The 21,171-nt window shown below is 72.2% G+C and carries 19 protein-coding genes; 8 read left to right on the forward strand and 11 right to left on the reverse strand.

Features of this window, described 5'->3' with window-relative positions:
• Positions 1–25 precede the first annotated feature (25 nt).
• Positions 26–592 (forward strand): hypothetical protein, encoded by a 567-nt coding sequence (locus UW392_RS40075; protein ID WP_320780184.1) that lies wholly within the window; start codon positions 26–28, stop codon positions 590–592.
• A gap of 41 nt (positions 593–633) precedes the next feature.
• Here the strand turns inward: UW392_RS40075 and UW392_RS40080 are convergent, their stop codons facing one another.
• The 3 genes from UW392_RS40080 to UW392_RS40090 form a co-directional block, all read right to left on the reverse strand.
• Positions 634–1,728, reverse strand: a complete 1,095-nt coding sequence (locus UW392_RS40080; protein WP_320780185.1) for a tyrosine-protein phosphatase — start codon at positions 1,726–1,728, stop codon at positions 634–636.
• 97 nt (positions 1,729–1,825) lie between these two features.
• Positions 1,826–2,566, reverse strand: a complete 741-nt coding sequence (locus UW392_RS40085) for an ANTAR domain-containing protein (RefSeq protein ID WP_320780186.1) — start codon at positions 2,564–2,566, stop codon at positions 1,826–1,828.
• A 53-nt stretch (positions 2,567–2,619) separates the two neighbouring features.
• Entirely contained in the window at positions 2,620–3,303 is a 684-nt protein-coding gene (locus UW392_RS40090) for an ANTAR domain-containing protein (RefSeq protein ID WP_320780187.1), read from the reverse strand.
• Between the two features lie 225 nt (positions 3,304–3,528).
• Between UW392_RS40090 and UW392_RS40095 the strand changes: the two genes are divergently transcribed.
• The 4 genes from UW392_RS40095 to UW392_RS40110 all read left to right on the forward strand — a co-directional run bounded on the left by UW392_RS40095 (position 3,529) and on the right by UW392_RS40110 (position 6,257).
• Positions 3,529–4,644 (forward strand): ADP-ribosylglycohydrolase family protein, encoded by a 1,116-nt coding sequence (locus tag UW392_RS40095; protein ID WP_320780188.1) that lies wholly within the window; start codon positions 3,529–3,531, stop codon positions 4,642–4,644.
• A 113-nt stretch (positions 4,645–4,757) separates the two neighbouring features.
• A complete protein-coding gene (locus UW392_RS40100) occupies positions 4,758–5,252 on the forward strand; it encodes a TM2 domain-containing protein (RefSeq protein WP_320780189.1) in 495 nt (164 codons plus the stop codon).
• A 76-nt stretch (positions 5,253–5,328) separates the two neighbouring features.
• On the forward strand, positions 5,329–5,688 hold the full coding sequence (locus UW392_RS40105; RefSeq protein ID WP_320780246.1) for a DUF2752 domain-containing protein: 360 nt from the start codon (positions 5,329–5,331) through the stop codon (positions 5,686–5,688).
• A 305-nt stretch (positions 5,689–5,993) separates the two neighbouring features.
• A complete protein-coding gene (locus UW392_RS40110; RefSeq protein ID WP_320780190.1) occupies positions 5,994–6,257 on the forward strand; it encodes a TM2 domain-containing protein in 264 nt (87 codons plus the stop codon).
• Between the two features lie 104 nt (positions 6,258–6,361).
• Here the strand turns inward: UW392_RS40110 and UW392_RS40115 are convergent, their stop codons facing one another.
• From UW392_RS40115 to UW392_RS40130, 3 genes are all read right to left on the reverse strand, one after another.
• On the reverse strand, positions 6,362–7,939 hold the full coding sequence (locus UW392_RS40115; protein WP_320780191.1) for a sodium:solute symporter family protein: 1,578 nt from the start codon (positions 7,937–7,939) through the stop codon (positions 6,362–6,364).
• Positions 7,940–8,128: 189 nt separating this feature from the next.
• Entirely contained in the window at positions 8,129–10,072 is a 1,944-nt protein-coding gene (locus UW392_RS40120) for an MFS transporter (protein WP_414497072.1), read from the reverse strand.
• 209 nt (positions 10,073–10,281) lie between these two features.
• On the reverse strand, positions 10,282–12,816 hold the full coding sequence (locus UW392_RS40130; RefSeq protein WP_320780192.1) for a D-alanyl-D-alanine carboxypeptidase: 2,535 nt from the start codon (positions 12,814–12,816) through the stop codon (positions 10,282–10,284).
• 225 nt (positions 12,817–13,041) lie between these two features.
• Here UW392_RS40130 and UW392_RS40135 point away from each other — a divergent pair, with 225 nt between their 5' ends.
• From UW392_RS40135 to UW392_RS40145, 3 genes are all read left to right on the forward strand, one after another.
• Entirely contained in the window at positions 13,042–13,794 is a 753-nt protein-coding gene (locus UW392_RS40135) for a GOLPH3/VPS74 family protein (RefSeq protein ID WP_320780193.1), read from the forward strand.
• Between the two features lie 388 nt (positions 13,795–14,182).
• Positions 14,183–15,040: a helix-turn-helix transcriptional regulator gene (locus UW392_RS40140; protein ID WP_320780194.1), complete on the forward strand. Its 858-nt coding sequence runs from the start codon at positions 14,183–14,185 to the stop codon at positions 15,038–15,040.
• A 241-nt stretch (positions 15,041–15,281) separates the two neighbouring features.
• Positions 15,282–15,473 carry a DUF397 domain-containing protein gene (locus UW392_RS40145; protein WP_320780195.1) on the forward strand — a complete coding sequence of 64 codons (192 nt, stop codon included), beginning with the start codon at positions 15,282–15,284 and terminating at the stop codon, positions 15,471–15,473.
• 112 nt (positions 15,474–15,585) lie between these two features.
• Here the strand turns inward: UW392_RS40145 and UW392_RS40150 are convergent, their stop codons facing one another.
• From UW392_RS40150 to UW392_RS40170, 5 genes are all read right to left on the reverse strand, one after another.
• Complete coding sequence (locus tag UW392_RS40150; protein WP_320780196.1) at positions 15,586–16,089, reverse strand: glutathione peroxidase; 504 nt, start codon at positions 16,087–16,089, stop codon at positions 15,586–15,588.
• Positions 16,079–17,992 (reverse strand): helix-turn-helix domain-containing protein, encoded by a 1,914-nt coding sequence (locus UW392_RS40155; protein WP_320780197.1) that lies wholly within the window; start codon positions 17,990–17,992, stop codon positions 16,079–16,081. The genes UW392_RS40150 and UW392_RS40155 overlap by 11 nt, the downstream gene beginning before the upstream one ends.
• 130 nt (positions 17,993–18,122) lie before the next feature.
• Positions 18,123–18,956, reverse strand: coding sequence for an SAM-dependent methyltransferase (locus tag UW392_RS40160; RefSeq protein ID WP_320780198.1), 834 nt, complete (start codon positions 18,954–18,956; stop codon positions 18,123–18,125).
• 168 nt (positions 18,957–19,124) lie between these two features.
• Complete coding sequence (locus UW392_RS40165; RefSeq protein ID WP_320780199.1) at positions 19,125–20,111, reverse strand: polysaccharide deacetylase family protein; 987 nt, start codon at positions 20,109–20,111, stop codon at positions 19,125–19,127.
• A 15-nt stretch (positions 20,112–20,126) separates the two neighbouring features.
• A complete protein-coding gene (locus tag UW392_RS40170; protein WP_414497076.1) occupies positions 20,127–21,134 on the reverse strand; it encodes a glycoside hydrolase family 11 protein in 1,008 nt (335 codons plus the stop codon).
• Positions 21,135–21,171 lie beyond the last annotated feature (37 nt).

Raw genomic sequence — 21,171 nt, forward strand, 5'->3', positions numbered from 1 at the left:
CGTGTAGCTGAGGAGATGCGTGCCCGTGCCTGCCCGACTGCCTTCGTGGGCCTGGGTCACCGGACTGACCGCGGGCGCGATAGTGGCGGTGTCCGCCCTCGCCCTGCAGGCGGACGACGGGCCGAAGCCCACCGCCGCGACGGTCCGCCCCAGCGCCTCGGCCCCGGCGGACGCCGGCCCTTCCGAGAAGCCCGAGAAGTCCGCGCCGCCCGCCGTGCCGGACGGCTCCGGCACGGGACGGCGCATCGTCTACTCCCTCGGCCAGAAACGGGTCTGGCTGGTCGACGCCAGCGACGCCACCCGCCGTACGTTCACCGTCTGGCCCGGGTCGGTCAGCCCCGACCCCGGCGACTACACCATCGGCAGCCGCACCGAGGCGACGACCGGCTCCGACGGGGTCGAGGTGGAGAACATCGTCTACTTCGCCCTCGCCGACGGCATCTCGGTCGGCTTCTCCAACGCCGTCGACGGCTCCTCGCCCCCGCCCGCCGCCTCCGGCACCAAGACCGGCGGCGTGCGGCTGCACAAGGCGGACGGCGACGCGCTGTGGGAGTTCGGCACGGCCGGCACGACGGTCACCGTCGTCGAGTAGGACCGGCGTCGAGCAGTACCGGCGTCGAGCAGGACCGGTGTTCAGCCCACCAGCAGCTGGGACTTCAGCGCGCGCAGCTCGCGCGCGTCGATGCCGAGCGCCTCGCGCGTGTACGAGGTGAAGGAGCCGTACTCCTCCTCGACCTCGTCGAACCCGGAGTTCAGGTACTCGGGCCGCACGTCCAGCATCGGCTTGTAGACCGCGGCCTGCGCGGCGGGCATGGCCGCGAGGGCGGCGGCGTTGGCCTCCGCGCGGTAGTCGTTGGAGGCGAGGTAGTCCGCCATCACCGTGGCGCGCGGCACGCCGAGCGCGGTGAGCAGCGTGGCGCTCGCCCAGCCGGTGCGGTCCTTGCCCGCGGTGCAGTGGTAGAAGGAGCCGTCGGCGTCCTTCACCAGCCCGCCGAAGACGGACGAGTAGGCGGCCTTCGCGGTCGCGCCGCTCACCATCGTCTTCTCGCCGTCGACCATCATCCGCACGGCGCCCTCGGCCGTGGTGGGCAGCTCGTAGCCGCCGGAGGAGTCGCCGCTGACGTTGGCGACGACGTACCGCACGCCGTCGGGCACGCGGTCCGGCGCCGCGGTCCGCTCCGACGTCATCCGCAGGTCGTAGTCGACCTCGACGCCGAGCCGTTCCAGCTTCGCCACGTCGGCGTCGGTGAGCTTGTCGAGCGCGTCGGAGCGGTAGACGACACCCATCCTCACCCAGTGGCCGTCCTTGGTGCGGTAGCCGCCCGCGTCCCGGAAGTTGACGCTCCCGTCGAGTTCGATCAGCCGGTCGGCCAGGCGCAGGCTGCCGCCGCGCTCGGGGACCAGGTCGAACCACTGCCGGTCGGCGGCGCGCAGCCCCCGCACGACGGCCGAGCCGGTGGAGCCACCGGAGGCGACGGTACGGCCACCCGCCCGCACGGTGACCTCGCGGACGCCCGGAGCCTTCCACGTGACCAGGTACGAGCCGTCGTCCCGGGCCGTCACCTCGGCGGCGGTGAAGGGTATCCGCTGCGTTCCCGTGTGCTGCGTTCCCGTGTGCCGCGTCTCGCGCGCGGTGGGCGCCGCCGAGGCGGCGGGCGCGGCGAGCGAGGTGAGGACGGCGGTGGCCGTCAGGGCGTGGGCGGCCCTGACGAGTGTCTTGTGGGTCATGGCCGGAATCGTTCTGTGCCCGGACGGTCGCCGGGCCAACGGACCGTGAACCCGACGAGGCGGTACGGGGACGGGGGAGTGCCGGGAAAAGGGCTGCTCAGTCCGGCTTCGTCCGCGGCCGGTCCGGCGGGATGGCCGGGGTGAACTCGGTGTCGATGACGTCCCGGGCGACCTTGCTCAGCAGGATCTGGTGGTGCCGGGCGTGCCGGCGCAGGGCGTCGAAGGCGTGGTTGAGGGAGATGTTGCTGCGCGCGGCGAGCAGCCCCTTGGCCTGCTCGATGACGATGCGATTCTGCAGGGCGGCGTGCAGCTGCTCGTTGACGGCGTGCTGTTCGTGGATGGTGCGGGCCTGGAGCAGACCGATGGTGGCGGCGTCGGCGAGGGCCTGGGCGAGGGCGAGGTCGTCGGCGTTCAGCGGCCGGTCGCCGGCGCGCAGCAGCAGCAGGCTGCCGAGGTTGTCCTCGCGCAGTCGCATGGGGACGGCGGTGGCGCGGACGTATCCGGCCTGCCGCAGTCGCGCGGTGAACTCGGGCCAGCGGGCGTCCGCTTCGGCCGGGTCGGACCAGGTGACCGGTCGCCGGGCCCGGTGGGCGTCCAGGGCCGGGCCCTGGCGGCAGGCGGTGTTCAGTACCTCCTGCAGGGCCGGGCTGGGATCGCAGGGCGCGGGGCTGTGCAGGTGGGGCGGTGGGTGGGCGAGGAAGACCGCGGCGTCGGTGATGTCGAGCAGCTCCCGGCAGCGGACGGTCATCTGCTGGAGGAAGTCGATGACGTCGAAGTCCTCGACGAGGGTGTCGGCCAGTTCCACGAAGGTGCGGGCGATGTGCTGTTCCCTGCTCATGGGCGTACTCCTTGATCTCCCGCGCGCGCCCCTGGCGGGCGCGGTCGACCGGGTTACTGGTAGTCCTCCGGCAGTTCCCGCCGGAGGACGTCGTGGGCGGTGTCCGTCAGGGACCGGCCGGAGGCGTAGGCGCGGGCGCGCAGCCGGTCCAGGGCCTCGGGCAGGGAGACGCCCAGCCGGCCGCTGAGTACTCCGGTGGCCTGGTGCACCTCGGCGCGGTGCAGGTCCACCGTCCCCGCGTGGCCTGGGCCGTCGGCGTCGGCGGAGTTGGCCGGCCAGCGGGCCAGTACGTGCTCGGCGAGGGCATCGGCGACCAGCCACCCCTCCGCCCGCTGCCGCGGCGTGAGCGGGCCGGGGCTGCGCCGGTAGCCGGTCAGCGTCCCCACCGGTACAACGCCGATGTGCACGGGCCAGACGAACAGCGCGCCGATGCCGAGCACTTCGGCCTCCCGCGTGAACTGCGGCCACCGCTCGGACAGCAGCCGGCTCAGATCAGGGATCTCCCGCACCTCGGCGGGGTCCTGCGACGACAGCCCCGGACCCTCGCCGAGGATGAACTGCAGGTCCTCCAGCCGCTCACTGGTCTCGTCGCTGAACCACACCAGTTCCTGCCGGACGGTGACGGCTATCCCGCCCAGCCCGAGAGCGAACGCGCAGGCGACCGCCCACTCCCTGCGCCGCTCCTCGTCGACCTCCAAGGGCAGGGTGCCCAGGAGTTCCCGCACTGTGGAGCCCATCGCCGCATACCGCTTCCGTCGATTCCTGCCGTACGGCGCGGCGGCCGCCGACCGCACCCCTCCAGCCTAGTAAGCGGCCGCGCTCCGTGACAGCCGCGCGGCCGGACTTCGGGCGGGTGACCGTTCGTGAACAAGCCTGCACGCTTTCCACCCTGAACCCACCGTCTCCGTTCGATTACAGTGCTGGGCGTCGTACGTACAGACGTTGTTCCGGGGGAGGCCTGGGTGGGCGCGACGACCGGTGCCGTCTGGGGGCGTGCCGAGCAGCAGGACTTCCGCGGCCGGGTGCGCGGGGCGCTGCTCGGCGGAGCCCTGGGGGACGCGCTCGGCGCCCCCGTCGACGGGCTCGGACCCGACGAGATCTCCCGGACGTACGGCGCCGAGGGCCTCACCGACCTCGCCCCCGCCTACGGCCGGCGCGGCGCGGTCACCCACCTCACCCAGCTCACGCTCTTCTCCGTCGACGGGCTGATCCGCGCCCAGGTCCGCCGGGACACCGGCGCCTGGCACCCGCCGACCGACCTGCACCGCGCCTACCGGCGCTGGCTCTCCACCCAGCGGGACTGGGGACCCGACCTGCGCCGCAAGGACGACGGCTGGCTGGCCCACGAGGAGTGGCTGTACGCCCGGCGCGACCCGCCCCGGTCCCTGCTGCTCGGGCTCGGCGACGAGTTGATGGGCACGCCGGAGGCGCCGAAGAACCCCGCCGAGCGGGGCGCCGAGGCCGCCGCCCGGTCGGCGCCGTTCGGGCTGCTCGTCGGCTGGGAGCCGCAGCTCGTCGTGCAGCTCGCCGTGGAGTGCGCCGCGCAGACCCACGGCCACCCCACCGGCAGCCTCGCGGCGGGCGCGTACGCCGCGATCGTGCACGCGCTGGCCCGCCGCGACAGCCTGGACGGTGCCGTGCAGAAGGCGCTGGCGCTGCTCGCCGCGCGGCCGGGCCACCCGCCGGTCGCCGACGCGCTTCAGCACGCGCTCGGCGCCGTACGACAGGGACTGCCCACCCCGGCGCGGGTCACCGAACTCACCGGCGACGGCACGGCGGAGGGGCTGCTGGCCGCCGCCGTGTACTGCGCGCTGGTCGGCGAGGACATCCGGCACGGGCTGCGGCTCGCCGTCAACCACGGCGGTCCGTCGGCCGCGACGGGCGCCCTCACCGGCGGTCTGCTGGGCGCCCTGCACGGGGAGACGGCCCTGCCGCCGGGCTGGCTCGCCGAGCTGGAGGGACGGCCCACCATCCTCGAACTCGCCGACGACTTCGCCATGGAGATGACCCAGGGTCCGGCCCTGCACGGCCCCGCGGGCTCGTCCCAGGGCTGGCTCGCGCGCTATCCACGCGCCTGACCGGCTTCTCGGCTCTCCGGCTTTCCAGGGGGCGGTGCCCTCCTGCAAGATGACCTGCGGTCATCCCATACGACCGCATCCAACGCTCACGGAACGTCCGGGGGAGAAGCACCATGTCAGAACAGCCGCCGCAGCAGCCGCCCCAGCCTCCGCAGCAGCCGCCCCAGCCCGGCTACGGCTACCCGGGTCCGGGCCCGTACGACGGCCAGCCCGGGGGCTACCAGCAGCCCGGCGGTCACCAGGCCCCGGGTCCCGGCGGCTACCAGCAGGCCGGGTACCAGCAGGCCGGTTACCAGTACGCCCAGCAGGGCTACCCGCAGGGCGGCTACCCGCCCCCGCCCGGCACGTTCACCGGCGATCCCCACGCCCCTTACGGCTACGACCCGTTCGGCCGTCCCTACTCCGACAAGTCCAAGATCGTGGCCGGCGTGCTCCAGCTCGCCCTGGGCACCCTCGGCGTCGGCCGGTTCTACATCGGCCACGTCGGTCTCGGCCTCGCCCAGCTCTTCACCTGCGGCGGCTTCGGCATCTGGGCGCTGATCGACGGCATCATCATGCTGACCAGCAGCAACACCACCGACTCCAACGGCCGCGTGCTGCGTGGCTGAGACGGCGCCCCGGACCGGCCCCCGGGCGGGAGCCGGCTCCCGCCCGGGGCGCCGGTTCCCGCCGCTCCACCCCGCGGTGGCGCCCCTCGCCGTGCTCGCGGCGGGGGCGGCCGGCGCCGCCTACCTGTACACCACCGACCCGCACGAGCCGGGCCACGTCCTGCCGCGCTGCCCGTTCCGCCTCGTCACCGGGCTGCTCTGCCCCGCCTGCGGCGGCACCCGCATGGTGTACGACCTGATGCACGGTCACCTCGCCGCCGCCTGGGCGGACAACAGGGTGCTGCTGCTCGCCGCGCCGTACGCCCTCGCGCTGCTCGCCCGCTGGGGCTGGGAGGGCGTGCGCGGCAGGCGCTGGCAGCCGCGGCCCGGCCGGGTCACCCAGGCCGCGATCCTCTCGGTCGCGGTGCTGTGGACGGTGGTCCGCAACCTCGGGTAGCGGCGCGGGCGACGGCGTGGGCGACGGCGAACCGGTGGCCGCGTGTCCGGATTTCATCACGGAACAGGAACGAAACGCCGACTGCACTCCCTACCGTCTCACCGGCCTCCTTATGCTCAGCCGACATCAGGGGGGAGCCGGTGCGGCCGTAAAGCGCGCACGGGCGTGTTTTCACATGGCTACGGGTGCGACGACCTGCTCGTTCACCGGCGGACCTCCTGGGCGCCGGAACACCCCGTTCCGGTGTCTCACGCAGAACCCATCACGCGAAACCCATCTCGCAATACCCAGGAGCGCAGCAACTCATGACCGTCCCCACCCCCGAGGCTCCCTACGGCGTCGACCCGCTCGGACGCCCGTACTCGGACAAGTCCAAGATCGTGGCGGGTATCCTCCAGATCTTCCTCGGCAGCCTCGGCATCGGACGCTTCTACGTCGGCTCCGTCGGCGTGGGCATAGCCCAGCTCTTCACCTGCGGCGGCCTCGGCATCTGGGCGCTGATCGACGGGATTCTCTTCCTGACGAGCAACGACCGCACCGACAAGGCGGGCCGCGTCCTGCGCGGCTGACCCCGGCGCACCCGACGGCGAGGGCCCCGCTTCCCACCGGAAGCGGGGCCCTCGCCCGCTGGACGGTCAGCGGGCGCTCGCCGGACCGAGCGGCCGTGCGGCGCTCAGTCCTTGACCCGGGCGTCGAGCGGGTCGTCGGCCGCGCCGGCCGGGGCGGGCACGGCCGCCGCCGCTCCGGCGGAACCGTCCCCGTCCGTGTTCACCCGCTCGATGACCGCGAGCCGCTCCGGGGTGTCCTCCGGCTTGATGAAGCCGATCACGATGTAGAGCACCAGGGAGACGGCGAGCGGGATCGAGACCTGGTACTGGAGCGGTACGCCGCCCTCCACCGCCCAGTTGATCGGGTAGTTGACCAGCCAGAAGGCGAGCAGACCCGCCGCCCAGCTGGTGAGCGCCGCCGTCGGGCCCGAGCGGCGGAACGGCCGCAGCAGACCCAGCATCATCGGGATGGCGATCGGACCCATGAGCCCGGCCACCCACTTGATCACGACGGTGATGATGTCCTTGAACGTCGGCGAGTTGACCTGCGTCGCCACCGCCATCGACAGGGCCAGGAAGACCACGGTCGTCACCCGCGCCGCGACCAGCCCGGACCGCTGGCCCCAGGCCCGCGCCCGCGACGACAGCACCGGCGCCACGTCCCGGGTGAAGACCGCCGCGATCGCGTTGGCGTCGGAGGAGCACATGGCCATGGTGTGCGAGAAGAAGCCGACGATGACCAGGCCGAGCAGGCCGTGCGGGAGGAGCTGCTCGGTCATCAGGCCGTAGGAGTCGGAGCCGTCCGGCTTCTGCGCCTCGACCAGCAGCGGCGACATCCACATCGGGAAGAACAGCACGACCGGCCAGACCAGCCACAGGACAGCGGACAGCCGCGCCGACCGCTCGGCCTCGCGGGCGTTGCGGGTCGCCATGTACCGCTGGGCCTGGTTGAGCATGCCGCCGTTGTACTCGAAGAGCTTGATGAAGAGGAACGCCAGCAGGAACACCGTGCCGTACGGCCCGACCAGCGGCTCGCCGTGTCCCTGGAGCTCGGGCTCGTCCCAGACGCCGAAGAAGCCGCCGTGGTCGCCGAGTTCCGCGACGACGGCCACGAACATCGCGATGCCGGCCAGCAGCTGGATGACGAACTGGCCGAGTTCGGTCAGCGCGTCCGCCCAGAGGCCGCCGATCGTGCAGTAGATGCCGGTGATGACACCGGTGATGAGGATGCCCTGGTTGAGGCTGATGCCGGTGAACACCGAGAGCAGGGTGGCGATGGCGGCCCACTTGGCGCCGACGTCCACGATCTTCAGCAGCATGCCGGACCAGGCCAGGGCCTGCTGCGTCTGCAGGTTGTACCGGTTCTTCAGGTACTCCAGCGGGGAGGCCACATGGAGCCGGGAGCGGAGCCGGTTGATGCGGGGCGCGAACAGCTTCGACCCGATGGCGATGCCGAGCGCGATGGGGAAGGACCAGGTCACGAAGGAGGTGACCCCGTAGGTGTAGGCGATGCCCGCGTAGCCGGTGAACATCACCGCGCTGTAGCCCGACATGTGGTGGGAGATGCCGGACAGCCACCAGGGCATCTTGCCGCCGGCTGTGAAGAAGTCGCTGACGCTGTCCACGCGCTTGTGCGACCAGACGCCGATGGCGACCATCACGGCGAAGTAGCCGATGAGCACGGCCCAGTCGAGACTGTTCATGTGCCCCCTTTCCGGGGTCAGCCTTGTGAACGGCCCGCTCATCCTGAGTGCGGTGACTGGGACACGACAAGCGACATGAACGTCAAGAGGGAGTAAAAAAGTTCGGTGCGCTGAGCGGCGTTCACGTGGCTGAACGCGTGACTGAACGCCATCCGGACGTCGCCGACCGTCCGGCGAAGCCCTGCGGACCTACTCCTCGCGCCACTCCTCCGGGCACTGCGTACCCCGCCGGAACTGGTACGGCGCCGCCAGCCGGTAGGTGCCCGGGGCCGGCGCGAGGAGGACCGTCCACCGGTCTCCGTCGGCGTCCTCGGCGGTCTGCATCAGACAGCCGTTGACGTTGTCGTACGTCTTCTCCTCGCCGTCCGGACGCTCCTTCGACGCCTCCGTCTCCTGCGGCGCCGCGAGACTGCGGCCCTCGGCGTCGACGAGGCTCAGCCACGGCGAGTACGGGATGCGGACCAGGATCCGGCCCGCCTCCTTCACCTGGATCGTCCACTCGTCCTGTTCGGCCCGCTGGACCTCGGCGTACGGCTCGGCCAGCGGCGCGGGCTCGGCCACCTCGAACAGCTGCCAGTTCGCGTCGCCCCAGACCTGCTTCAGGTACGGCAGCCCCCGCTGCACCAGCTCCCGCTCCCGCTCGCCGCCGTCGCCGTCCGGCTCGTCCTTCGGCAGCACCACGAAGTGCACGGCCCACCGCTTCAGCCACTCGTGGTAGTTGGCCGAGTTCAGCGTGTCGTCGTAGAAGAGGGGGTTGCGCTCCATGTCGGCCTGCCGGTTCCAGCCGCGCGCCAGGTTCACGTACGGCGCGAGCGCGGACGCCTCGCGGTGCGAACGGGCCGGTACGACCTCCACCCGGCCCCGGTAGGCGCCGACCTCCTGCAACTCGTTGACCAGCGGCGCCAGCTCCCGCGCCCAGGAGGCGGTCGGCGTCGTGTGCACCACGTCGTCCACCGACTTGTAGCCGATCCACACGGTGAACCCGAGGAAGGTGATCACCACGGCGTACCACTTGCGGGTGCGCGGCCGCGTGAACGGCAGCGCGGCCACCAGCGCGACCCCCGCGAACAGCATCGGCAGCCGCGTGATGTTGGACCCGATCTGCGAGCTGATCAGCCAGACGAGGAGCACCGACAGCCCGTAGACCGCCGACGTGATCCGCACCGTCGTCCACGTCTTCGGCACCAGCAGGAAGACGAAGGCCGAGTACACCATCGGCAGCACCGCCGAGCCGAACGACATCGGCTGCGTCCCCGAGAACGGGAACAGCCACGCCGACAGCGCCACCACCGCGCTCGGGGCCAGGCCCAGCGCCCAGGCGCCCGGCCGGCGCTTCTGAAGGAACAGCGCCACCGCGATCAGACCGACGAACAGGCCCGCGACGGGCGAGGCCATCGTCGCCAGCGCCGCCAGCGGAGCGGCGCACAGCGCCTTCGCCCAGCGCTTGTACCGCCACCGGTAGGGCCAGCAGAAGACGACGGCGACCGCGCCGAGCCCGAACAGCGTCCCCAGCCCGAACGTCACCCGCCCCGACGCCGCGTTGCACAGCAGCGCGTACACCCCGGCCAGCGCCGCCCACAGCGGGTTCCGGACCACGCGGCTGCGGATCAGCACCATCGTCAGCAGCCCGGCCGAGACGGTCCCCGCGATCATCATCGTGGTCCGCACGCCGAACAGGGACATCAGGTAGGGCGACACCACGCTGTACGACACCGGGTGCATCCCGCCGTACCAGGCGAGGTTGTACGCCGAGTCCGGGTGCCGTCCGACGAACTCCGCCCAGGCGTCCTGCGCCGCGAGATCGCCCCCGCTGTTCGCGAACGTGAAGAACCAGACGACGTGCAGGACGCCCGACAGGGCGGTGACGGAGAGGACGGGATGCCGCAGCAGCCGGTCGCGGAGCGCCGCGGGGACGCCGCCGAGGCGGGAGCGGTGCTGGGGGCGGGGCTCAGGTCCGGCGGCGGGGCCGCCCGGTGAGCCCTGTTCCTCCCGGGCGCGAGGCGTGCGCCGGTCGTCCGGCGCGGAAGGCGTGCTCAGTATGTCCGGCGCGGAAGGCGTGGACGTGTGTATTCGCGGGCCGCTTCCCGGGCCCGGTTCGGCGTCGTCGGCGCGTGTCGGCTCCGCAGTGGCCACCTGAAGGCACTCCCCGTGTCCCGTCTTCTGCTCGCGGCCGCATCCCGTTCCCGTGCGGTTCACGACCGCGCCGTCCCGACCGGCCACCTTGCCCGTTTCGTGACGCTAGCACGCACCCCGCCCGGCGGCTGCCGGGCGGGGTGCGTGAAGGAGTGCGCGGTGCGCGGGAGGAACCCGCGCGGGCGCGGGCGCGGGTCAGCCGACGCGGGTCAGCCGACGCGGGTCAGCTTGGCCGCGAACCCGGGCTCCGCGAGGTCGTCCTGGAGCGCGACGGGCACCTTCACGGCGCCGCTGCCGGTGCTGTCGCCCACGACGAGCGTGCCCACCTTCGTGCCGGCCGCCGCGGTGTGCGGCAACGACCCGTCGCTCGGCTCGTCGAGCTTCAGCTTGACGGTCAGCCCCGACCAGCCGACGGCGGAGACGTCCTTGGTGGCGACGACCGGCGTGGTGCCGCCCAGACCGTCGTCGACCTGCCCGACGACCTCGCCCTTCTTCACGATGGTCTTCGAGGTGAGGGCCGACTGCCCCGCCTCGATCAGCTTCCGTACGACGCCGGTGACCTCGTCGATGTTGGCGGTGCCGTTCTGCCCGAACTGGCCGAGGGCCGCGCCGATGATGGTCTCGGTCTTGCCGTCGACCTCCTTCTCCGCGGCGAAGAGGATGTTGCCGCCCGCCGCGGTGGTGGTGCCGGTCTTGATGCCGATGGCGACCGTCGGGACCAGCCCGAAGAAGTTGTTCTGCTTCTCGCCGTTGAGGTCGACGTAGCTGGGCTGCCGGGAGATCTCCTTGAAGACCGGGTCCTCCATCGCGGCGCGGCCCAGCTTCACCAGGTCGTCGGCGGTGGAGACGGTCGTCTTGTCGAGGCCGCTGGGGTCGGTGTACGTGGTGTTCTTCATCCCCAGCCCCTTCGCGGTCTTGTTCATCTTCTCGACGAACGCGTCCTCGGAGTCGCTGCCGGTGTCCCAGCGGGCCAGCAGCTTGGCGATGTTGTTGGCGGACGGCAGCATGACCGCCTGCAACGCCTCGTACTCGGTGATCTGCTGGCCCTCGGAGACCTTCACCACCGACTCGTTCTCGGCCTTGCCGGTCTCGTAGTGCTTCTCCGCGGCGGCGTCGACGGGGATCTTCGGCCCCTTCTCGCCCGACTCCAGCGGGTGGTCGCGCAGGATCAGGTACACGGTCATGACCTTGGCGATGCTGGCGATCGGTACGGGCTTCTGGTCACCGGACGTGCCGAAGGTGCCGATGCCGTTGACGTCCATCGCCGCCTGTCCCTGCGTGGGCCACGGCACGGAGGGCTTGCCGCCCTCGAACGTCACGCTCTCCTCGGCGGTGAGCTGCAGCGTGGGGGTGGGCAGCGGACGTACGGCCTGTACGACCGCGAACACGACCACCAGCAGCAGGACGAGCGGCGTCCAGATCTTGACCCGGCGCCACGCGGTGCGCAGCGGCGTCTCCGGCGGCGGCGGGGTGTTGGTCAGCTCGGCCAGCAGGTCCAGCGGCGGCTTGGGCGGCAGGGGCTGCTGCCGGGTGCGCTCGAAACCTTCGGCGGCGCCGGGGGTGGGGGTGGCACCGGTGGCACCGGGGGTGCCGGGGGTGCCGGGGGTCTCGGTGTCCTTGGCGGCGGGCTTGCGGGTCTCCGGTCCGTCCAGCGGCTTCAGCGCGACGAACTTGCTGGTCCGCTCGGCAGGGGCCTCCTTCGCGCCCTTGTCGGCCTCCTTGGCGGGGGCGGGGGCGACGTCGCCGAGCTTGAGCATGGTGGTCGGCTGGTCGACCGGGGGAGCGGTGGGGCGGGGCTCTGCGGGTGCCTTGGGTGCCTTGGGCGCCTTGAAGACGGCGGTGGGCTGGTCGAGGGGGGGTTCGTCGTCGGCCTCGGCGTCACTCTCGGCGTCAGCCTCGTCGTCGGCCTTGTCGTCGGCCTTGTCGTGGGTCTCGTCGGCGACAGGGGTCGGGTCCGGGGCGGGGCGCTTGGCGGGCTGCTGTGCGCCCTTTCGCGCGCCGGAGCCTGCTCCGGCACCCGTGGGCTCGCTGAGAGCCTCCTGTGCGTCCTCGTCGGCCTTCTCGGCCTCCTCGGCCTTCTCGGCCTTCGGGGAGGCGTCGTCGCCGTCGGGACCGACAGTGTCGGCGGCTTTGTCATCGGTGTCCGCGGTGCGCACCCACGCGGCCACGGCTTGCCGCAGCCGCCCGTCACCGCCGGCGCCGGACTCCGCCTCGGAGCCGGACTCTGTCTCGGCCGAGGGCTCGGGCTCGGCGTCGGGCTCGGTCTCGGTCCCGCCCTTGGAGTTCGACTCGCCCGTGGACTCCGCCTCGCCCCCGGGCTCGGTCTCCGCCTCGGGCTCGGTCTCCGCTTCGGGTTCGGACCCGGCCTTCGGTTCGGTCTTCGCCTCGGGTCCGGTTCCGGCCTTCGGCTCAGCCTTCGACTCGGACTCCCGCCCGGAGCCGGAGCCGGAGCCGGAGCCGGAGTCAGAGCCGGAGCCGGCGTCGGCTGTGACTTCGGCGTCGGTCGTCTCGTCGGTCTCCCGGACCGACAGCACCCGCGTCGCCGTGTCCACGCCACCGTCCGCCGAGGAGCGCCGCTCCCCGGTCTCCCCGGTCGCCGTCGGTCGTGCCGCCCGCTTCTCGTCGGACGCGGCCTCCGTCCGGGCCTCGGGAACCGAACCCACGGTTCCCGACGTCCGTGATGCCGACGACTCGCGCTGCTTCGACCTGTCGGGGGACTCGCCCGCCACCGATGCCTCCTCCATGCGCCGCACGTCCTGCGTGCGCGTACCGAACCGTGAACCGCCGCCGCCCGGGACACCGCTCCCCGGTGCTGTCCGAACCATGTACCAGTGTCCTGTGTGCGGACTCGACCGCTGCGGTAGACGAGAACGACATACCTGCCGGTTCCCTCACGAAGCGGTCACGCACTCTCGACAGACCAATGTGAGAGGGGTCACCCTGTCTTTCATCCACGCGGGGAGGCATGGATGGGCAGGAGCCGCAGAACACTTCCGGAGGAGCTTCTGCTGCTGGCACTGGACCCGGCCACGGGTACCACTGCACAGCCGCAGTCGCTCGACCTGGGTCTGGCCGGAGCGCAGCTGGTGGAGCTGGCGCTGGCCGGACGGATAGCCCCAGACGGGGATCGTATCGCCGTGGTGGCACCACGGCCGACAGGAGATCCGACACTGGACTGCGCGTTGGAGCTGTTGCGAAGGCGCGGCGCTCCGGTGCGGGCCGTCCATTGGATCGGCGGGCCGCGACTGGGGCTGCGTCAGACGTATCTCTCGCATCTGGAGCGGTGCGGCATGGTGCACGCCGTGGCCGGCCAGATGTGCGGGGTGCTGCCGACGACGCGCTACCAGGCGACGGACACGGCGATCAGCCGGGAGATCAGGTCCCGGCTGGATTCCGCGATCCGCACCGGCGTCCCGCCGGACCCGCGGACCGCGGCGCTCGCCGCGCTGGCCCACGCGGTCGGCCTCGGCAAGCACCTCTACCCGGGGAACGAGGGGCGGTCCTCCCGCTCCCGCCTCCGGGATCTGATCCGGCACGACCCGATGGGCGGCCTCGTGGCGCACGCCGTGATGGACGTCCAGAACGGGGCGGCCGCGCAGCCGCGCCGCGCTCCGGCCCCGGCGGGCCGGCAGGGCGCCGGAGGCAGGCCCGCACCGGAACCCGCGCGCGGCGTTCCGGCGCAACCGCACCGCAGCTCCATGGCGCGGGCCGTGGCCCACTGAGCCACGACCGCTCATCGCACCACCGCACAACCGTTTCACCACAGCAACACAGCACGACGGCAACCCAGCACCGCAGCTACTCAGCACCGCAGCAACACAGCAAGCCCGAGCCGCCGCAGGACAGTCCCCAGACCGGTCCGGGAGCCGCAGGCCGCGCGGGGCGACAGACCGGACGTCCGGACGACGACTCGGTCCTGTCGCCCCGCGCGGCCGCATGTACGGACGGAGCGGGCGGGCCGTCCGCCCGGGTGGGTGGGCGCCCGAACTGGCGTGTACGCGGCGCATATCGACCATTTCCCAGCGGTAGAAAGCCCCTTGGTGGCAGTCTGCTCAACAGCAGATACGCAAAGTGGCAAGAACGAGGCACGCAGCCGGAGGTGCACGTCCCGTGGCGTCCAATGTGAATCCCACCGTCCGGCGGCGCCGGCTGGGGCAGGAGCTGCGTCGGCTCCGCGAGCTGAAGGGCATGACGGCCGAGGAGGTGGCGGAGCGGCTGCTGGTCTCGCAGTCGAAGATCAGCCGCCTGGAGAACGGCCGGCGCAGCATCAGCCAGCGCGACGTCCGTGATCTCTGCGGCGTCTACGAGGTGGCGGACCAGCGCATCGTCGATTCGCTGATGCAGATGGCCAAGGACTCCCGTCAGCAAGGCTGGTGGCACGCCTTCGGGGACATCCCGTACAGCGTCTACATCGGTCTGGAGACCGACGCCGAGTCGTTGCGCACGTACGAGCCGCAGATCATCACCGGCCTGTTGCAGACCCGTCCGTACGCGGAGGCGCTCATCCAGGGCGCGTTGCCGGAGACCTCCACCAGTGACATCGAGAAGCGGGTGCAGGTGCGGATACGGCGGCAGGAGCGGATCTCCTCCGACACCAATCCGCTGCGGTTGTGGGTGGTCCTGGACGAGTCGTGCCTGCGGCGCGTCGTCGGCGGCCGCCAGGTGATGCGTGAGCAGCTGGAGCACGTGGCGGAGATGTCGCAGCTGCCGCACATCACCGTGCAGGTACTGCCGTTCGACGTCGGCGCGCACCCGGGGGTCAACGGCCAGTACTCGATCCTGGAGTTCGCCGACGCGGCCGACTCCAGCGTGGTGTACATCGAGGGCGTGACGAGCGACCTGTACCTGGAGAAGGCGCACGATGTGCAGAAGTACACGGTGATGTACGAGCACCTGCGGGCGCAGGCGCTGAACGTGGAGCAGTCCCGCCAGCGCATCGAGGACGTCGCGAAGGAGTACGCCCACTGAGTTCGGGCCCGCCCGCCCGTCAGGAAGCCGGGGATCGTACACCCCACGCACGTTGAACTGGAAGAGTCACCTGGAATATGCCATCCGACCGGGTGAACGGTTGCTCCGGGTGAGAAATCCAGCGAGTAGCGTCGATCACGCGAACAATCAGAACAGATCGGCACGGACCGCACCGCGGCTCCAACAGGACCCGCGGTGCGGTGTCGACAACCCACTCGGCTACTCGCTACCGGAGCAGACAATGGCAATTCTTCAGGGCGCCACGGACACATGGACGAAGTCCTCCTATTCCGGAGGCAACGGCGCGTGCGTGGAGGTCAAGTCCCCCGTCGCGGCGGCACTGCTGGTGCGCGACTCCAAGGTCCCCGCGGGCCCGACCCTGGCCTTCCCCACCGGCGCGTGGGCATCCTTCGTGACGTCGGTCAGGTCGTAGCCCGCACGTCGTAACCCAGCGGACAGGCACCACACGCGGAGCCCTCTCGACCAGCTCGCCGACCTTGCCGAGGGGGCTCGGCTTGTGCCCGGAACCGTCCGGGCCCCGTCCGTCAGACGAGCCGCTCCTCCACCGCGGCCACGACCTCCGCGGCCTCCGGCTCGGTCTGCGGAGAGAACCGGGCGACGACCTCCCCGTCCCGCCCGATGAGGAACTTCTCGAAGTTCCAGCGGATGTCCCCGCTGTGCCCCTCGGCGTCGGCGAAACCGGTCAGCCGCCGGTACAGCGGATGCCGGCCCTCCCCGTTCACCTCGACCTTCTCCGTCATCGGGAAGGTCACGCCGTACGTCGCCGAGCAGAACTCGGCGATCTCCCCGGCGCTCCCGGGCTCCTGGCCCATGAACTGGTTGCACGGCACGCCGAGCACGGTGAAGCCCCGCTCCGCGTACCGCTCCTGCAGCCGCTCCAGACCCGCGTACTGCGGGGTCAGCCCGCACTTGGACGCGACGTTCACCACGAGGACGACCTGCCCGGCGTACTGCTGGAGGTCGGCCGGCCCGCCCTGGAGGGCGTCGATGTCGACGGCGAGGGGGGAAGTGTGCGTGTCAGATGTCATGCCCGGATGCTAGACGCCCCGGCACGGCGGGCGGCGGGACGGCCGGGAACGCCGTGTCCGCGTGCGCCGGGGCCCTCAGATCCAGCCGGAGCTGGAGCGTGGCGGCCAGCCGGTGCTCGGGGTCGTCGAGGTCGAGGCCGGTCAGCGCCACCGCCCGGCGCACCCGGTACCGCAGCGTGTTGGGGTGCACGTTGAGCCGCTGGGCCACGGCGGCGACGTCGCCGAACGCGTCCAGGTAGAGCAGGAGCGAGCGGGCCAGGTCGGTGCCGTGCTCGCGGTCCCTGACGACGAGGGCGGCCACCGCGGGGAAGCGGACGTGCGGCGCCCCGTCGAGCAGTTCCAGGGCGTCGCGCACGAGCAGCGCCGGGGTGAGCCGGGTATGGGTGGTGACGGACACCTCGGGGGAGCGCTCCAGCAGTTGCAGGGCCCGGTGGCCGCGCAGCTTCACCGCCGGTATGTCGGTCAGGCGCCGCGCCCGCCCCGCGACGACCGCCTGCACCCCGGTCCCGGTCAGCCGCCGCAACGCGGTGACCAGCTCACCGGCCCAGCGGACGAGCGGCCCGTCGGAGTCGTCGCCGGGCCCGCCGGGGGCCGGGACCTCGGCGGTGGACGGCGCGGCCCTGCGGCCGCGGTCGGCCGCGGCGGCGGACGTCACGGACACGGCGGGCGCGGGCAGGATGGCGTAGAGCTGCCCGCAGGCCTGGACGACGAGGGCGTTCTCCCGGTGCGCGGCGGCGTGCACGGACATCACCCCGGCGGCCTCCGCGCGCCGGGCGTCGGCCCGCCCCGCCGGGCTCCCGTCGGCGGCCTCCCGCAGGTCCACCGCCAGGACGTCCGCCCCGGCGGCCGGGTCGATCCCCAGGTGCGCGGCGAGCGCCCCGGCGTCGAAACGGCCGGTCAGCAGCCCGTGGCTCAGCTCCTCACGGGAGGCCAGCCGGGCCCGCGCGTCCCCCTGGAAGTAGTGGTCGACCAGTTGGGCCGCGGCCAGCCGGGCGGCCCCGCGCAGCATCTCCGGGGCCCGCTCGGCGAACGGCCGCGACCCCTCCTGCACCCAGATCGTGCCCAGCGGACGCCGCCCGGAGTTGATGCCGATCACCAGCCGCCGCCGGGCCCCCAGCTCGGGGTGTTCCGCGACGGTGACCACCTCGTCGCCCTCCCGGACCCGCCGGTACACGCCGAGCCGCCGCAGCAGCGCGAGGTACGGCTCCGGGCAGCTGCGCCCCAGTACCGACAGCCGCCGCAGCTCGTCGGCCTCGTCGCCGCTCCCGGCGTACGCCACCACGCGGTGCGCCGCGTCCTCGATGCTGACCACGCCCTGGGTGAGCGTCGCCACGGTCCCCGCCAGCGAGAACAGATCGCCGCCGCCCTCGGCCCCGAGCGCCGCCGTGCCCCGCGCCTGCGCCAGCACCGCCTGCGCCTCGGCCGCGACCCGGTCCCAGCGCACCCCGGCCGGCACCCCGACCACCGCGAGACCGGCCCGCTCGGCGACGGCCAGGAGGCCGTCACCGGTGGCGGCCGGAACGCCGTCCGCCACCACGGGGTTCACCGCCACGTCGTCCGCCGCCACGGGATTCGCCGCCACGTCGTCCGCCGCCACGGGCGCCGTCGCCGGGTCCGTCCGTACGGCGACGGCCGCCGCGCCCGCCTTCTCGGCCGCCGCGATCAGCGCCAGGGCCCCGGCCCCGCGTGCGCCGACGGCGAGGACCAGGGCGCCGGAGCCGTCGACGAGCGGCTCGCCGGGTTCGGCGATGACCACGTCGTGCACCTCGGCGGCCGGGCCGTGCAGGGACAGCCGGGGGTCGAGCAGGTCGGCGAGCCGCCCGACGACGACGTCGATCGGCGTGCCCCCGCGCCGGCCGGGGACGGAGGCGGGGGAAACTTCGGTGAGGGCGGTGTCGTCCACCGGAGCAGCGTAGAGGGGCGAGCGGACCGGAGGGGAGGGCGAAGGCAGTGCCGTACGCGACACCTGGGAGGCCCTGCGCCCCAGCCCTGTGCCCCAGCCCTGCGCATCGGCCCTGCGCGCCAGCCCTGCCCTAGCCCTTGCGGGCCACCCCGCCGTAGGCGTCCACGGGACCGGCGGTGCCGCCCGGTTCCCCGGCCTCGGGCCGCCATTCGGTCACCCGCACGACCCCCGGCTCCACCAGCTCAAGGCCGTCGAAGAGCGCGGTGATCTCGGCCACCGGCCGCACGTGATACGGCACGGCCCCACTGCTCCGGTACGCCTCGGCGGCGGCGATCATGCCCTCGCTGGTGGCGGTGCTGTCGCTGATCACCAGGTGGCTGCCGGGGGCGAGGCCCGCCATGTACCGGGTGACGAGGTCCCGTGCCCGCGCGTGCTCGGCGACGTGCCCGAGGGTGTTGAGGACGGTCAGCGCGACGGGCCGGGAGAGGTCGAGCGTGGCGGACGCGGCCCGCAGCACGGCCTCGGGCTCGTGGAGGTCGGCGTCGAGGTAGGCGGTCGCGCCCTGCGCGGTGCCGGCCAGCAGCGCGTTGGCGTGCGCGAGGACGACGGGGTCGTTGTCGACGTACACGACCCGCGCGTCCGGAGCGACCCGCTGGGCGACCTCGTGGGTGTTGTCGGCGGTCGGCAGCCCCGTACCGACGTCGAGGAACTGGCGGATGCCCTGCTCCACGGCGAGGTACCGGACGGCTCGCCCGAGGAACCGCCGGCTGGTGACCGCCACATCGGCCAGCCCGGGGAAGATCCGCATGATCTGGTCCCCGATCTCGCGGTCGACGGGGTAGTTGTCCTTGCCGCCGACGAAGTAGTTCCAGAACCGTGCGGAGTGCGGCGTGGTCGTGTCGATCCGGGCCCGCGTCCGGGCACCGGCGGAGAAGCGGGCGGAGTGGTCCGGAGCGTCCGGCACGGTCTGGCCTCCTGTGGATACGGGAGTCATCGCTGACCGGGGAAACGGTAGGTGAAGCGGGGCGTGCGGAGGGGGCGGTCGGGGTGAAGGGGACGAGGAGAGTGCGCAGTTCCGGCCAGAGGCCGGACGGGACCACCCGCCCGGCCTCCGGAGAAGGACCTCTCTCTCCTAACCCGTGGCGCAGGAGACGGTGGGCCAGGTCCAGTTGCCGTTGTGCTGGACGGTGACGCCGAAGGTGTTGCCGCTGCCGTTGGGTGTGGCGGTCAGGACCTGGGCGCTGGGGTAACTGGCGTTGATGTTCCAGGTGGAGAGAATCTTGGCCGGTGAGGGCACGTTCATGGTCACGGTCCAGGCGCTGGACCCGGAGACGGTGACGTTGAGGTTGTACCGGTCGCTCCAGGACTGCCCGGCTGAGAGCGTGGCGGAGCACCCACCGGTGTTGCCGCCGCCACCGCCACCGCCTCCGCCACCGCTGTCGGACGGTGCCACCGCCCGGCCGGTCTGGGCGGAGATCATGCCGGAGCACAGCCCGCGAGCGGCCAGGCCCTGGGCGATCCGGGGGATCGCGGCGAGCGTGTTGGCGGACCAGTCGTGCATGAGGATGACCTGCCCGGCGGTGAGCCGCGCGGCGGCCTGCACGATGGCGTCGGTGCTCGCACCGTTCCAGTCCTGCGAGTCGACGTCCCAGATGACCTCCGTCAGGCCGTACTTGGCCTCGACGGACCGCACGGTCGCGTTGGTCTCGCCGTACGGCGGCCGGAACAGGACGGGGGTGCCGCCGCCCGCCGCGGCGATCGCCTGCTGGGTGCGGGCGATCTCGGAGTCGATCTGCGCCTGGCCGAGCTGGGTGAGGTGCGGGTGGGTGTAGCTGTGGTTGCCGACCCACATCCCGGCGTCGACTTGTGCCTTGACCTGCGCGGGGATGGCCGCTGCGTACTGGCCCTGGTTGAACATGGTGGCCCGCAGCCCGTTCTGCTTCAACGCGTTGAGCAGGGCCGGGGTGCTGCCGGAGGGACCGTCGTCGAAGGTGAGCCCGACGTATCCGTTGCAGGCGGCGGCTGACGCGGTCGTCGCGCCCGGCACGGTGAGGGACCCGACGGCGACCAGGACGAGGACGGCCAGCCGCGAGAGGAGGGAACGCGGTGAGAGGCGCATCTGTGTGCTCCCCTCTCAGCTCGTCGTGCAGGAGACGGTGGGCCAGTTCCAGTTGCCGTTGTGCTGGACGGTGACGCCGAAGGTGTTGCCGCTGCCGTTGGGCTTGGCGGTCAGGATCTGGGCGCTGGGGTAACTGGCGTTGATGTTCCAGGTGGAGAGAATCTTGGCCGGTGAGGGCACGTTCATGGTCACCGTCCAGGCGCTGGACCCGGAGACGGCGACGTTGAGGTTGTACCGGTCGCTCCAGGACTGCCCGGCGGAGAGCGTGGCGGAGCACCCGCCGGTGTTGCCGCCGCCTCCCGAGTCCGTCCCGCCGACGGTGATGTTGGAGTTGCCGCTGCTCTGGTAACCCTCGGTCGCCATGATCATGTAGTAGTTGAAGCTGCCGAGGGTCATCCCGGCCCGCGCCCACGCGTCGAAGTGGTTGCCGGTGGTGATGGTCCCGCCCGTCCGCTTGGACTGCCGGACGCTCCAGTACTGGTCGAAGGTCTTCGTTCCCTCGACGGACGGCGCGTTGTACCGCGTGGTCTTGTAGATGTCGTACGTACCGCCGTCACTGCTGACCGTGCCCATGAAGGTGCCGGTGGGCCGGTAGGTGCCCCAGTTGTCGACGATGTAGTACTCGACGAGCGGGTTGGACGTCCAGCCGTAGAGCGCGAGGTAGGCGTTGCCGGAGGGGTTGAAGGTCCCGGAGTAGGTCACGCTCCGGCGCCCGCCGTTGGCCCATCCCTTGCCGGCGACGAAGTTGCCGGTGTTGCTCCAGGTGGTGCTGTAGTTGCCGCCGGAACCGAGGTTCATGGAGACGGTGCCCTGGGCGTCCGTCCAGAACGAGTAGTAGTACCCGTTGTCGGTGCCGGTCTGGTTGGTGGTGACGACGGTGTCGGCGTGCGCGGCACCGGGCACGGCTACGACGGCCAGCAGCGCGGCGCAGACACCGATGAGGAAGAGACGTAAGCGGTGGAGCGGTCTGCGGACCGGGTGGGGGGTCGGGTGCGTTCGCGGGTTCGGTTGCATGGGTCGCATGGGGGTTGCTCCCTCCTCGCCGTTGAGGACTGAGGAC

Source organism: Streptomyces sp. CRN 30 (assembly GCF_034105845.1).